The organism is Streptomyces sp. NPDC047014 (assembly GCF_040644195.1).
In the GTDB taxonomy this organism is placed as follows: Bacteria; Actinomycetota; Actinomycetes; order Streptomycetales; family Streptomycetaceae; genus Streptomyces.
Genome location: NZ_JBEYVX010000006.1, coordinates 162959 through 176352 on the forward strand (window position 1 = coordinate 162959; position 13394 = coordinate 176352).

The following is a 13394-nucleotide window of genomic DNA, read 5'->3' on the forward strand; positions in this document are numbered from 1 at the left end:
CCCCGTGCGACTGAACGATCTCGACGAACGCATCGTGCACGCCCTCGCCGAGGACGCCCGCCGCTCCTACGCGGACATCGGCTCCGAGGTCGGACTCTCCGCACCCGCCGTCAAGCGGCGCGTGGACCGGCTGCGCGCCGAAGGCGCCATCACCGGCTTCACCGTCCGCGTGGACCCGGCGGCGCTGGGCTGGGAGACCGAGGGCTTCATCGAGATCTACTGCCGGCACAACACCTCGCCGGACGACATCCGGCGCGGACTGGAGCGCTACCCCGAGGTGGTGTCCGCGTCGACCGTCACCGGTGACGCGGACGCCGTCGTCCAGGTCTTCGCCTCCGACATGCGGCACTTCGAGCGGGTCCTGGAGCGCATCGCGGGCGAGCCCTTCGTGGAGCGCACCAAGTCCGTGCTGGTGCTCTCCCCGCTGCTGCGCCGCTTCACCTCGGGCGCACCGGCGTAGGCGCGGCGGAGCAAGCCTCCTGATCGCGGGCCCGGCACCTAAAACCAGGTGCCGGGCCCGCGGCGTACCCGGGAAGGTGTCCCGGTGAACCGTGAACTGATCTCGCACCTCGCCCACACCCACCACCCCGTCGCCGCCCCGCTGGCCGACACGTCCGTCGCCCGCCTCCTGGACCGCGCCCTGCCGCGGGGCACCGAGCGCGTCCTCGACCTCGGCTGCGGGCCCGGCGAATGGCTGCTGCGCGCCCTGCGCGGGCGCCCCGGCGTCCGCGCCACCGGCGTGGACATCTCCGCCACCGCCCTCGACCGGGCCTCCCGTACCGCCGAGGCCCTCGGCGTCGCCGACCGGCTCACCCTGCGCCGGGAGCCCGCCGCCGAGTACACCGCCCCGCACCCCTTCGAGCTCGCCCTCAGCATCGGCGCCACCCACGCCTTCGGCGGGCTGCTGCCGACCCTCGACGCCCTCGGCGCCCACCTCGCCCCGGACGGGCACGTCCTGATCGGCGAGGGCTACTGGGAGCACCCGCCCACCCCCGCCGACCTCGACGTCATCGGCCCCCTCGCCGACCTGCCCGGCACCGTCGACCAGGTCACAGCGGCCGGCTGGACCCCGGTGTACGGTCATCTCAGCACCCGCGAGGAACGCGACGACTACGAATGGTCGTGGACCGGGTCCCTGGCCGCCTGGGCCCTGGACCACCCCGGCCACCCGGACAGCGCCGAAGCCCTCGCCACGGCCACCGCGCACCGCACCGAATGGCTGCGCGGATACCGCGCCACCTGGGGTTTCGCCACCCTCCTGCTGCGGCGTACCGGGGGCTGAGGCGGCGGCCCGGGGGCCGGTCGCGTACCGGTCGGGTACGGGCCCCGCGCGAGCCTCGCACGGGTCCCGCGCGAGCCGCGCAACGAATCGCCGTAATCGGCCCTCAAGGCGCAACGAATCGCACCGCAGCGCGCAACATCGGCGCCTTGTTGCGCCGGGTGGGCGAAACGTACCGTTTACAGGACCGCACCCACCCCACCTGCCACAGAGGTATGTACATGCCCACGCTGCGCACCGCCCTCCTCCAGAGCTCCGGACGGCTCGGCGACGTCGCCGAGAACCTCAAGGCGCTCGACGAGGCCGCCGCGCGCGCCGCACGGGGTGGGGCCGGGCTGCTGGTCACCTCGGAGATGTTCCTCACCGGCTACGCGCTCGACCTCGACGCCGTCCCCGGACACGCCGAGCCCCGCGACGGCGAGTCCGCCCGGACCATCGCCGCCATCGCCCGCCGCCACGGCGTCGCCGTCCTCTACGGCTACCCCGAGCGCGACGGCGAGGCGGTCTACAACTCCGCGCAGCTCATCGGCCCCGACGGCGCCTTCCTCGCGAACTACCGCAAGACCCACCTCTTCGGCTGCTTCGAGCAGGACGCCTTCACCCCCGGCGACATCCCCGTCGTCCAGGCCGACCTCGGCGGCATCCGCGTGGGCATCATGATCTGCTACGACGTGGAGTTCCCCGAGAACGTCCGCGCCCACGCCCTGGCCGGCACCGACCTCCTCCTCGTGCCGACCGCGCAGATGCACCCCTTCCAGTTCGTCGCCGAGCACGTGGTGCCCGTACGCGCCTTCGAGAACCAGATGTACGTCGCGTACGTCAACCGCACCGGCCCCGAGGGCGAGTTCGAGTTCGTCGGCCTCAGCTGCCTCGCCAGCCCCGACGGCACCACCCGTACCCGTGCCGGGCGCGGCGAGGAGATGGTCTTCGGCGAGGTCGACCCCGTGCTGCTCGGCGCCTCGCGCGAGAACAACCCCTACCTGCGCGACCGGCGCCCCGGGCTGTACGCCTCCCTCGTCTGACCCGCGCCCCCTCTTCCGCCCCCCACCGCTCCACCCCCTGAGCCCTGCCCAAGGAGTCCGACCCATGACGTCCACGGTGCCCACGACCGCCGTTCCGCACAGCGACGGCCAGCCGCCGATCACCATGTTCGGGCCGGACTTCCCCTACGCCTACGACGACTTCCTCGCCCACCCGGCGGGCCTCGGGCAGATACCCGCGACCGAGCTGGGCACCGAGGTCGCCGTCATCGGCGGCGGGCTCTCCGGCATCATCTCGGCCTACGAGCTGATGAAGATGGGCCTCAAGCCCGTCGTCTACGAGGCCGACCAGATCGGCGGCCGGCTGCGCACCGTGGGCTTCGAGGGCGCCGGGACCGAGGGACTGACGGCGGAGATGGGCGCCATGCGCTTCCCGCCCTCCTCCACCGCGCTCCAGCACTACATCGACCTCGTGGGCCTGGTCACCGAGCCCTTCCCGAACCCGCTGGCCGAGGCCACCCCCTCCACCGTCGTGGACCTCAAGGGCGAGACCCACTACGCCGAGACCATCGCCGACCTCCCGCAGGTCTACCGCGATGTCGCCGCCGCGTGGAACGCCTGCCTCGAAGAGGGCGCCGACTTCTCCGACATGAACACCGCGATGCGCGAGCGGGACGTCCCGCGCATCCGCGAGATCTGGGCCCGGCTGGTCGAGAAGCTCGACGACGAGACCTTCTACGGCTACCTCTGCAAGTCCGAAGCCTTCCAGTCCTTCCGCAAGCGCGAGATCTTCGGCCAGGTCGGCTTCGGCACCGGCGGCTGGGACACCGACTTCCCGAACTCCATCCTGGAGATCCTGCGCGTCGTCTACACCGAGGCGGACGACCACCACCGCGGCATCGTCGGCGGCTCGCAGCAGCTGCCGGTGCGCCTGTGGGAGCGCGAGCCGGAGAAGATCGTGCACTGGGCGCAGGGCACCTCGCTGTCCTCCCTGCACGACGGCACCCCGCGCCCGGCGGTCACCCGCCTGCACCGGACGGCCGGCAACCGGATCACGGTGACCGACTCCTCCGGCGACATCCGCACCTACCGTGCGGCGATCTTCACGGCCCAGTCGTGGATGCTGCTGTCGAAGATCGCGTGCGACGACACGCTGTTCCCGATCGACCACTGGACGGCGATCGAGCGCACCCACTACATGGAGTCGAGCAAGCTCTTCATCCCGGTGGACCGGCCGTTCTGGCTGGACAAGGCCGTCGACGACAAGGGCGAGCCGACGGGCCGCGACGTCATGTCGATGACGCTGACGGACCGGATGACGCGCGGCACGTACCTGCTGGACAACGGCCCGGACAAGCCGGCCGTCATCTGCCTCTCGTACACCTGGTGCGACGACAGCCTCAAGTGGCTGCCGCTGTCCGCGGCCGAGCGGATGGAGGTCATGCTCAAGTCCCTCGGCGAGATCTACCCCAAGGTCGACATCCGCCGCCACATCATCGGCAACCCGGTGACGGTGTCCTGGGAGAACGAGCCGTACTTCATGGGCGCGTTCAAGGCCAACCTCCCCGGCCACTACCGCTACCAGCGCCGCCTGTTCACCCACTTCATGCAGGACGGCCTCCCCGAGGACAAGCGCGGCATCTTCCTCGCGGGCGACGACATCTCCTGGACGGCGGGCTGGGCCGAGGGCGCCGTCCAGACGGCCCTGAACGCGGTCTGGGGCGTCATGCACCACCTGGGCGGCTCCACGGACTCCACCAACCCGGGCCCGGGCGACGTCTACGAGGACATCGCCCCGGTCGAACTCCCGGAGGACTGACCGAGCCGGTCCCCTGAAACCACGGGCCGCCCCCACGCGAACAGCGCGGCGGCGGCCCGTACTCACGCCCGCTCACCCCCGCGCCGGGGCGGTCCGCGTCCACAGGAGTTTCCAGCGGGCCGTGTGTTCGGCCAGTTGCTGGGGTGAGGGGTGGGTGGGGAGGAGGGCGAGGCTGATTCCGCAGGGGGCGCATGTGCGGTGGGCGGTGTGGCCGTCGTGCCGTTCCGCCGTGCCGTGGTCCGCCCCGCACAGCGGGCAGCCCGCCGCCGGGTCCCCGGGACGGGCGCGCATGATCCGCGGCATCAGCGCGGGCAGCGGCCCCGTCGGGTGGATCTCGGGGTCGGGGCACCACAGCATCCGCGTCGGCGCGGGAGGCTCCGGGACGCGCCGCCCCGCCCCCTTCTGGACGCGGCGCCCGGCCTCCCACGCGCGCTGTCCGGACAGCCAGATCTCCCGCGCGGCATGCAGCTCCTCCACGGCCCGGACGAGCGCCCCCGGGTCCCGTTCCAGCTCGGCGGGGATGCCCGCGCTGCGGCACAGGTGGTGGTAGGTCGCGCGGAAGCCGTACGGGGCGAACTCCGTCAGGCACGTGCGCAGCGCGGACAGGCGGCGGTGGGCCGGCCGGGCGGTGTCGTGCACCCGCAGGCGGTGCGTGGCGAAGCTGGTCACAAGGGGGAGGGTAGGCGTGGCGGGCCCGGGGTCAGGGGGTGGGGGTCAGGAGGCAGCGGCCTACCAGGCCGACGCCGGCGTCCAGGGTGGTGCGGAAGTCCTCGGCCAGGTCGGGGGAGCGGCGGAGGGTCCACAGGAGGCGGGCGGCGGCCCAGGCGCCGGAGCGGGCGCGTTCCAGGCTCCACGAGCCGACCAGGTGGGTCAGCGGGTCGGCGATCTCCAGCAGGTCCGGGCCCGGCATCAGGTCCTCCCGGATGTGCTCCTCCAGGGCGACCAGGGTGTCGCCGACCCGGTCGAAGTCCGCCTCCAGGGAACGCGGTTCGCAGTCCAGCTCACCGCAGGTGGCCACCACCGCCAGCGCCAGGTCGTGGCCGATGTGCGCGTTGATCCCGGCCAGCGCGTGCTGGAGCGGGCGGATCCCGGGGTGGCGGCGGTACTGGAGCAGCGGCCGCCAGCAGGCCGGGGCCCGGTCCGCCTCCACCGCCGTCAGGTAGTGCTCGGCGAAGCGGACGCCCAGCGTCTCGGCCCGCCGCGGCGCGGGGAAGTCCCCGGCCTCGATGCGCCGGTGCAGGGCCTCCGTGACCGTCAGGTAGACCCGGTTGAAGACGGCGACGCCGTCCTGCGGCGGAAGCCGCTCCTCCAGGGCGCGCATCCGCGCCAGCACCGCATCCATGGGAGGAACAGTCGCAGGCGCCGCCGCCGATCCGGGGAACTTGGCCGTACGCTTCCCCGGTTCGGGCGAAACCGCGTCAACGGGGCTTGCCCTGAGCCTCCCCGCCGTCGTCGTAGGCGGACGTGCCCGCGTCGAGCAGCGGCTCCTGCGTCTTGAGGTGCGCCGGGGCGAGGGCCCGCAGCGCGTGGTAGCCGCCGATCACCACGATCGTGCCCAGCGCGATCCCGCCCAGCTCGAAGCTGTCGGTGATCTGGAGCTTCACCCCGCCGATGCCGATGATGATGCCCGCCGCGGCCGGCACCAGGTTCAGCGGATTGCGCAGGTCCACCCGCCCGTTCAGCCAGATCTGCGCGCCGAGCAGGCCGATCATCCCGTACAGGATCACCGTGATGCCGCCGAGCACCCCGCCCGGGATCGCCGCGACGACCGCGCCGAACTTGGGGCACAGCCCGAAGAGCAGCGCGAAGCCCGCCGCCGCCCAGTACGCCGCCGTCGAGTAGACCTGGGTGGCCGCCATCACGCCGATGTTCTCGGAGTACGTGGTGTTCGGCGGGCCGCCCACCGCCGTGGACAGCATCGACGCCGCGCCGTCCGCCGCGATGGCCGTGCCCAGCTTGTCGTCGAGCGGGTCGCCGGTCATCTCGCCCACGGCCTTGATGTGCCCCGCGTTCTCCGCGATCAGCGCGATCACCACGGGCAGCGCGATCAGGATCGCCGACCAGTCGAAGGTCGGCCCGTGGAAGGACGGCAGCCCGATCCAGTCGGCCTTGCCGACCGCCGAGAAGTCCAGCCGCCAGTGGTCGACGGCCGCCTCCCCGCCCACCGTCGAGTGGATCTTCCCGAAGACCAGGTCGGAGAGCCAGGAGAGCAGGTACCCGAAGACCAGCCCGAGGAAGATCGCGATACGCGACCAGAATCCCCGCAGGCACACCACCGCGAAGCCGGTGAACAGCATGGTCAGCAGCGCCGTCCACTGGTCCTGCGGCCAGTACGTGCTCGCCGTCACCGGCGCCAGGTTGAAGCCGATCAGCATCACCACCGCGCCCGTCACCACCGGCGGCATCGCCGCGTGGATGATCCGCGCCCCGAACCGCTGGACGGCCAGCCCCGCCAGGAACAGCGCCCCGCCGACGACGAACACCGCGCCCGTCACCACCGAGCTGTCCCCGCCCGAGGCCCGGATCGCGGCCGCGACACCGACGAAGGACAGCGAGCAGCCCAGGTACGAGGGGACCCGGCCGCGCGTCGCCAGCAGGAAGATGGCCGTCGCGATCCCGGACATCATGATCGCCAGGTTCGGGTCCAGCCCCATCAGCACCGGCGCGACAAAACTCGCCCCGAACATCGCCACGACGTGCTGGGCGCCCAGCCCGGCGGTCCGCGGCCACGACAGCCGCTCCTCCGGCCGGACCACCGCGCCGGGGGCGGGGGTCCGCCCGTCTCCGTGCAGGGTCCAGCCCACGCCGAGGCCCATGTTCCACTCCTGTTCTCCGGATCACAGCTCCGGCTGCGCACACGTCGAGGCCGCAGCGCACGGGATGCCGCTGCGGCCGGTCGACATATTACGGCCGTATATCTACGGGTTCGTCGCGGTCGGCCGGCCCGGCCTCCCCGGCGATCCCGCCCCCAGCCTGCCCCACCGGCCCCTTCGGGCGCAGCACCGAGGCCCCCAGGACCAGCGCGAACGCCAGGACGGTCACCAGCCCGAAGGACACCACCAGCGAGGTGGCGTCCGCCACCGCGCCGATCGCCGAGGGCGCGATCAGCCCCGAGGTGTACGTGATCGTCGCGACGCCCGCGATGGCCTGCGCCGGAGCCGGCCCGCTGCGCCCCGCCGCGGCGAAGGCCAGCGGCACCACCACCGCGATGCCGAGCCCGATCAGCCCGAAGCCGGCCAGCGCCCCCGCCGGATGCCGGACGCCGACGACGAGCAGCCCGCCGAGGGTGGCCAGTACGCCGCCCGCGCGGACCGTGCGCACCGGCCCGAAGCGGTCCACCACGCGGTCGCCCACGAGCCGGGCCACGGCCATGGTGAGCGCGAAGGCGGTGGTGGAGGCGGCCGCGAGGCCCGCGTCGGAGTCGAGCACGTCCCGCAGGTACACCGCGGACCAGTCCAGGCTCGCGCCCTCGGCGAAGACCGCGCAGAAGCCGATGGCGCCGATGAGCAGCGCGGACCGCGGCGGCAGCGCGAAATGCGGCGGCGCCTGCGCGTCCTCCTCGCTGCGCAGGTCCAGCACCCCCTGTACGGCGACCAGCCCGGCCGCGGTCAGGAACAGCGCGGCGACGAGGTGGTGCGGCCGGGCGTCGATCTCCGCGTGCGCGGCGACCGTACCGGCGGCCGAGCCGAGCAGGGCGCCGACGCTCCACATGCCGTGCAGGGAGGACATGATCGAGCGGCCGAGCCGGTTCTCGGTCTCCACCCCGAGCGCGTTCATCGCCACGTCCGACATGCCCGCGGTGGCCCCGTAGACGAAGAGGGCCAGACACAGGGCGGGCAGGTTCGGGGCGAGGCTCGGCAGGATCAGCGAGAGGGTCCACAGGACGAGCAGCCCGCGCAGCGCGGGGCGGGCGCCGAAGCGGTGGTTGATCCGCCCGGCCAGCGGCATCGCGAGCGCGGCGCCCAGGGCCGGGGCGGCCAGCGCGAGCCCCAGGGTGCCCGCACCGAGGCCCGCGTTCTCCTGGATCCACGGGATACGGGTGGCGAAGGAGCCGGTGACGGCGCCGTGGACGCAGAACACGGCGGCGATGGCGATACGGGCACGGCGCAGCCGCGCCGGGCTGAAATGGGGGTCCCCGGTCATGCGCCTTAAACTATCAGGAACCCTGCCTGATAGATAAGACGTATGTTCCACCCATCACTCCCTAGGATGAGCGCGTGACCTCAGCCCTCTCGCCCGCCTCCCCGAGCACGGCCCGAGCCATCAACGACCGGCTGGCCCTCACCCTCCTCCAGGAGGAGGGCCCGCTGACGGCGAGCCGGCTCAAGGCGCTCACCGGACTGTCCCGGCCGTCCGTCGCCGACCTCGTCGAACGGCTGGCCGCCGCCGGCCTGATCGAGATCGTCGGGGAGTCCGCCGAGCAGCGCCGCGGCCCCAACGCCAAGCTGTACGGGATCGTCGCCCGCCGCGCCCATCTCGCGGCCCTCGACGTCCGCACGGACAGCGCCACCGCCGTGGTCACCGACCTCCTCGGGCGGCCCCTCGCGGAAGCCGCCCTGCCCGTGGGCGCACCGGCCGACGCGCTCGCCGTGCTGCGCCGCACGGCCCGCGAGGCCGGGGCCGAGGCCCTGCACACCGTGATGGTCGGCGCCCCCGGGCTGGTCGCGCCCGCCACGGGCGAACTCCGCGACACCAGTGGCCTCCCGGCCTGGCACCGCGACCTGGTCGCCCTCCTCCAGCGCGAACTGCCCGCGCGGGTCCTCGTCGAGAACGAGACCAACCTCGCGGCCGTCGCCGAGCAGCGCCTCGGGGCCGCCCGCGACCTCGACTCCTTCGTCCTGCTCTGGCTGGGCGCGGGGGTCGGCGCGGCGGTGGTCCTGGACGGCCGGCTGCGCCGGGGCGCCTCCGGCGGGGCGGGCGAGATCGGCTTCCTCCCGGTCCCGGGCACCGGCGGCCTGCCCTCGGCCACCGGCTGCGAGGGCGGATTCCACGCCCTGGCGGGCCGGGGCGCGGTGGCCGCGCTCGCCGCGGAGCACGGCTTCGCCGGGAGCCCGGAGGAGGCGGTGGCGGGCGCGGCCGGCGAGGGCTTCCTGGACGCCCTGGCCGAACGCCTGGCCCTCGGCGCGGCCGCCGTCGCCGCCGTCCTCGACCCGGGCTGCGTGATCCTCGCCGGCGGCCTGGGCCGGGCGGGCGGCCCGCCCCTGGCCGACCGCGTGGCGGCCCGCCTGGGCGCCCTCACCCCGGTCCCGACCGCGGTCCGGGCCACGGAGCTCGGTGACCCGGCCATCCTCGCGGGCGCCCGCCTCGCTGCCCGCGCCGCTGCCCAGGAACTCCTGTTCGGGGCGCCGGTGGCCCGCTGAGGCGCGGAAAGCCGGGGGAGTCCCCGGCGGTCCTCAGGAAGGGGACAACTGCCGTCGCAGGAAGGCCAGCTTTTCCGGGTTGATCACCGCGTTCACCGCGCTGACCAGCTCCCCGTCGAACTCCAGCGCCAGCACCGCCACCTCGCCGGCCTCCCCGAACACCAGCGCGGGCGAGCCGTTGATCTCTGCCATGCCGACCGGGACGCCGGCCACGTAGCGCTCCATCGCGCCCAGCGCGAACCGGGCCACCTTGTCCCGGCCCAGGACCGGCCGCCGGGCCGCGCCGACGATCCCGCCGCCGTCCGCCACGTACCGCACGTCGGCCGTCAGCAGGCCCTCCAGCCGGGCCAGGTCCCCGTCGCGCGCCGCCGTCAGGAAGCCCTCCACGAAGCCGCGCACCCGCTCCGGATCCGCCGTGAACCGCCGCGCCGCGTCTCCCCGGTCCGCCGCCAGCCGGGCGGCCGCCCGCCGGTACAGCTGGCGGCAGTTGGGTTCGGTGAGGTCCAGCAGGGCGGCGATCTCCCGGTGGCCGTAGGCGAACGCCTCGCGCAGTACGTACACCGCCCGCTCCACCGGTGTGAGCCGTTCCAGCAGCAGGAGCGCCGCCAGGGACACCCCGTCCCGCTGCTCCGCCGACTCCAGCGGGCCGAGGGTGCCGTCCGCGGTGAGCACGGGCTCCGGGAGCCAGGGCCCGGTGTACGCCTCGTGCCGGGCGCGCGCCGAGGTCAGGCTGTTGAGGCAGAGATTCGTGACGACCTTGGCCAGCCAGGCGCCGGGGTGCTCGATGGCGGCGCGGTCGGCGGAGTCCCAGCGCAGATAGGCGTCCTGCACGATGTCCTCGGCCTCGGTGGCGGAGCCCAGCATGCGGTAGGCGATGCCGAACATGCGCGGCCGGTGCCGCTCGAATTCCGCTGCGGGGGCGGGGCCGGGTGAGATCACCCGGCCACCCTACGAGGGCCCGTACGGGGGTGGCGGAACGGGCGAGGACCCGGTGGCCGCCGGGCCACCGGGTCCTCACGTACGTACGGCTGTCAGGGCCGGCCGGTCAGCAGGCGCCCTGGTCCTTCCAGACGCCCCAGTCGCCGGTGGTGCCGGGCTCCTCGTTCTGCGTCCACCACTGGGCCTTCCAGGTGCGGCCCTTGTGGGAGACCAGGTTCCCGCTGTTGTAGACCGTGCCCGCCACATACGCCGGGCTGGTGCAGGTGCCGCCCGGCGGGGTGGTCGGGGGCGTGGTCGGCGGGGTCGTGGGCGGGGTGGTCGGGGGAGTGGTGGGCGGGGTGCTGCCGCCGCCCGGCTCACCGACCGTGGTGCCGCGCGCCAGGTCCCCGGCGAGGGCGTACGTCGTACCGGAGATGTTCACCGTCCAGTTGGTGGGGGTGGACACCGGCAGGTAGTAGTTGAAGGCCAGGTCGACCGAGGCGCCCGGGGCCAGCGACTGCCAGGCCGGGAGCTTGAGCGACACCCGGTGGAAGTCGCCCTTCAGACCGCCCACGTTGCTGCCCGTGTGACCGCTGCTGATGATCTTCGTACCGAAGCCGGACTGGTCGGAGGCATTGTTCGGGGCCGAGGTCGCGTAGTCGAACTGGAACTCGGTGCCGCCGGGCAGCGCGGTCTTCGTGTTGTTGGTGATCTTGATCTTCGGGGTGATCGGGTAGTTCGAGTCACCGAGCTTGAACTCGGTGAACTCGGTCCTGATGTCCACCGCCTGGGTGGGCAGCGCGGTGGCGCCCGCCTTCTTCGCCCCGTACGGGGTGGCAGCCTTGAACTTGTCGTACATCAGCGAGGTGAGCGTGGAGCCCATCTCGTACTGGCCCTTGGCCGCGTTCCAGCCGTAGTCGCCGGCCATCTCCCAGACCATGGTGCCGCCGATGCCGCGGTCCACCACGTAGTCGGCCTTGGCGGCCACCGACTGCTCGTCCTCGGTGGAGAGGAAGACCTTCTTCTGCGCGTTCCACAGCCACGGCGCGACCAGGGTCGAGTCGTACTTGCGGGCGTAGGTGCCGCTCAGCGCGGTGTTCGCCGGGAAGCCGTACTGGGTGACGTAGTCGCCCACGATCCCCTTCTCCAGGTTCTTGGCGTGCCACATCGGGTTCGAGCCCGCGGGGGACTCGTTGCCGTTGTCGTCCTTGTCGTGCCACAGGTTGTCGATGCCGACCGCGCCGTCACCGCACTTGGTCAGCCCCGAGCCGGCCGGGCAGCTGGTCGCGGACGCCTTGCCCCACAGGCCGTCGGTGCCGCCCTGCACGTTCTTGTGGCCGCGGGTGTAGTACGGCAGGCCGATGTTGATCCGGCCGGCCGGCATGGAGCCGCGGAAGTAGTGGTAGGCCCAGTCGGTGTTCAGGTAGCCGATGCCGCCGTACTGCTGGGAGCCGTAGACCCCGGCCGCGGCGAGCTCGCCGTCCTTGCCGTCGTCGAAGAGCGAGGCGTTGGGGCCGACGTACTCGTTCCAGGCACCGTGCAGGTCGTAGGACATGATGTTGACGTAGTCCAGGTACCGCTGCATCTGGAACGTCTCCATGCCGCGCAGCAGGTAGCCGGAGGAGGGGGCGGCGACGGTCAGCATGTAGTGCTTGCCGTCGGCGGCGCCGGCCGTGTCCAGCTTCTGGCGCAGGCTCTTCATCAGGGCGTCGTAGCCCTTGACCAGGCCGGCGCGGCGGGCGTTGGCGATCTGCCAGTCCAGCGGGTTGCCCGCGTCCTTCATCGTGGTCGGGTACTCGTAGTCGATGTCGACGCCGTTGAACCCGTACTTCTTGATGAAGGCGACGGCGGAGTCCGCGAAGGTGTCGATGCCCGCCTGGTTGACCGAGCCGTCCGCGTTGGTGGCCATGCTGTAGAAGCCGCCGGAGGCCACGCGCTTGCCGTCCGCGCCGAAGTAGCCGCCGGTCTCGGCCCAGCCGCCGACGGAGATCAGCGTCTTCACCTGGGGGTGCTGCTTCTTGTACTTCGTCAGCAGGTTGAAGTGGCCCTTGTAGGGGAGCGAGGGGTCCATCTCGGCCCCGGCCACGCCCGGCCAGGTCATTCCGGTGGCCTCGTTCGTGGCGCTGTCGGCCCCGACCGAGATCTTGTTGTCGCCGCCGACGTGCGCGAAGGCGTAGTTGATGTGGGTGACCTTGTCCCACGGGATGTTGTTGACCAGGTACGACGGCTGGCCGTTCTTGCCGGTGCGCCAGCCGGTGAAGTAGCCGATGACGCGGCGCTGGTGGTCGGCGCCCATCTTCTCGCGGCCCTCGGTGTCGTAGACCGAGCAGTACGGGACGTCCACACCGGCCGTCTTGTAGAGCCCGTCGGGACGGCAGCTCTCGTTGTCTGCCGCGTGCGAGACGCCCGCCGAGAGGCCGCCGACCAGCAGTCCGGCGATCGCGGCGCCGGATGCCAGGAGCATCGCTCTCGTACGTGTGGGGGACAGCATGGTGCCTCCTGGGGAGGGGAGGATGCAGGACACAAGTGGACACAACATGAAGCAACGTGACGTGTACGGAGGCTCGTTGAAGCGCGTCGGCCCGTGACGTGCGCACATCTGACGGGCTGTTCCCGGGGAGATGAAGGGAACGTTAAGAGGACTAGACCAACCCGTCAATAGGTCTGGACCAAAGCCGGTAAGGCGGGGTGCGGCTGCCCGTGCGGCTGTCCGTGCGGCTCCCTGCGCGGTTCCCCGTACGCCCCCCCCGTGCGCCGCGCCGCGCTCCACCCGTCCGCGTCACCCTCCGGGCACTCGCTGTGAGCCAGGCCACACCGCATCACCCGCATGGCGGTGGATCGCGCGTGGCAAACTGGCTGGAGTACCAGTAGCAGCGCACTCCGGGGTCGGTGCAATTCCGAACCGGCGGTTATAGTCCGCGACCCGTCCGCAGCCAGCGGCCGGTTGACCAGGTGAGATTCCTGGACCGACGGTTAAAGTCCGGATGGGAGGCAGTGCGCGGCGGGCCAGTCACCGGTACGCCGCCGTCGGCGGTTCG

General features: G+C 72.7%; 11 protein-coding genes and 1 riboswitch. Of the genes, 5 read left to right on the plus strand and 6 right to left on the minus strand.

All coding sequences use genetic code 11. The features are described from left to right. Window positions 1–4: 4 nt before the first annotated feature. The 4 genes from ABZ873_RS06385 to ABZ873_RS06400 all read left to right on the plus strand — a co-directional run bounded on the left by ABZ873_RS06385 (window position 5) and on the right by ABZ873_RS06400 (window position 4078). A complete protein-coding gene (locus ABZ873_RS06385) occupies window positions 5–460 on the plus strand; it encodes an Lrp/AsnC family transcriptional regulator (RefSeq protein ID WP_360866037.1) in 456 nt (151 codons plus the stop codon). A gap of 84 nt (window positions 461–544) precedes the next feature. Then, entirely contained in the window at window positions 545–1282 is a 738-nt protein-coding gene (locus ABZ873_RS06390; RefSeq protein ID WP_360866040.1) for a class I SAM-dependent methyltransferase, read from the plus strand. Window positions 1283–1500: 218 nt separating this feature from the next. After that, window positions 1501–2301, plus strand: a complete 801-nt coding sequence (locus tag ABZ873_RS06395) for a carbon-nitrogen hydrolase family protein (protein ID WP_360866043.1) — start codon at window positions 1501–1503, stop codon at window positions 2299–2301. A gap of 64 nt (window positions 2302–2365) precedes the next feature. Continuing rightward, on the plus strand, window positions 2366–4078 hold the full coding sequence (locus ABZ873_RS06400) for an NAD(P)/FAD-dependent oxidoreductase (RefSeq protein ID WP_360866046.1): 1713 nt from the start codon (window positions 2366–2368) through the stop codon (window positions 4076–4078). A 72-nt stretch (window positions 4079–4150) separates the two neighbouring features. On the opposite strand, the gene ABZ873_RS06405 is transcribed toward ABZ873_RS06400, so the two are convergent. From ABZ873_RS06405 to ABZ873_RS06420, 4 genes are all read right to left on the minus strand, one after another. Then, complete coding sequence (locus tag ABZ873_RS06405) at window positions 4151–4747, minus strand: hypothetical protein (protein WP_360866049.1); 597 nt, start codon at window positions 4745–4747, stop codon at window positions 4151–4153. 31 nt (window positions 4748–4778) lie between these two features. Then, window positions 4779–5420 carry a DUF5995 family protein gene (locus tag ABZ873_RS06410; RefSeq protein WP_360866052.1) on the minus strand — a complete coding sequence of 214 codons (642 nt, stop codon included), beginning with the start codon at window positions 5418–5420 and terminating at the stop codon, window positions 4779–4781. Window positions 5421–5496: 76 nt separating this feature from the next. Then, the gene (locus ABZ873_RS06415; RefSeq protein WP_360866055.1) at window positions 5497–6894 is read right to left on the minus strand and encodes a solute carrier family 23 protein; all 1398 of its coding nucleotides are present in this window, start codon (window positions 6892–6894) and stop codon (window positions 5497–5499) included. Between the two features lie 88 nt (window positions 6895–6982). Beyond that, window positions 6983–8221 carry an MFS transporter gene (locus ABZ873_RS06420; RefSeq protein ID WP_360866058.1) on the minus strand — a complete coding sequence of 413 codons (1239 nt, stop codon included), beginning with the start codon at window positions 8219–8221 and terminating at the stop codon, window positions 6983–6985. Window positions 8222–8295: 74 nt separating this feature from the next. Between ABZ873_RS06420 and ABZ873_RS06425 the strand changes: the two genes are divergently transcribed. Next, entirely contained in the window at window positions 8296–9438 is a 1143-nt protein-coding gene (locus ABZ873_RS06425) for an ROK family transcriptional regulator (RefSeq protein ID WP_360866061.1), read from the plus strand. A 33-nt stretch (window positions 9439–9471) separates the two neighbouring features. Here the strand turns inward: ABZ873_RS06425 and ABZ873_RS06430 are convergent, their stop codons facing one another. Beyond that, window positions 9472–10377: an RNA polymerase sigma-70 factor gene (locus tag ABZ873_RS06430; RefSeq protein ID WP_360866064.1), complete on the minus strand. Its 906-nt coding sequence runs from the start codon at window positions 10375–10377 to the stop codon at window positions 9472–9474. 106 nt (window positions 10378–10483) lie between these two features. Further along, window positions 10484–12847 (minus strand): chitinase C-terminal domain-containing protein, encoded by a 2364-nt coding sequence (locus ABZ873_RS06435; protein WP_360866067.1) that lies wholly within the window; start codon window positions 12845–12847, stop codon window positions 10484–10486. A 380-nt stretch (window positions 12848–13227) separates the two neighbouring features. Further along, a riboswitch (FMN riboswitch) is annotated at window positions 13228–13358 on the plus strand. The last annotated feature ends 36 nt before the right edge of the window (window positions 13359–13394 follow it).

Bases quoted from the DNA above. Each gene is read 5' to 3' on its own strand.
- ABZ873_RS06395 (WP_360866043.1), top strand. From the start codon at position 1,501: ATGCCCACGCTGCGCACCGCCCTCCTCCAGAGCTCCGGACGGCTCGGC.
- ABZ873_RS06400 (WP_360866046.1), top strand. From the start codon at position 2,366: ATGACGTCCACGGTGCCCACGACCGCCGTTCCGCACAGCGACGGCCAG.
- ABZ873_RS06410 (WP_360866052.1), bottom strand. From the start codon at position 5,420: ATGGATGCGGTGCTGGCGCGGATGCGCGCCCTGGAGGAGCGGCTTCCG.
- ABZ873_RS06415 (WP_360866055.1), bottom strand. From the start codon at position 6,894: ATGGGCCTCGGCGTGGGCTGGACCCTGCACGGAGACGGGCGGACCCCC.
- ABZ873_RS06420 (WP_360866058.1), bottom strand. From the start codon at position 8,221: ATGACCGGGGACCCCCATTTCAGCCCGGCGCGGCTGCGCCGTGCCCGT.
- ABZ873_RS06435 (WP_360866067.1), bottom strand. From the start codon at position 12,847: ATGCTGTCCCCCACACGTACGAGAGCGATGCTCCTGGCATCCGGCGCC.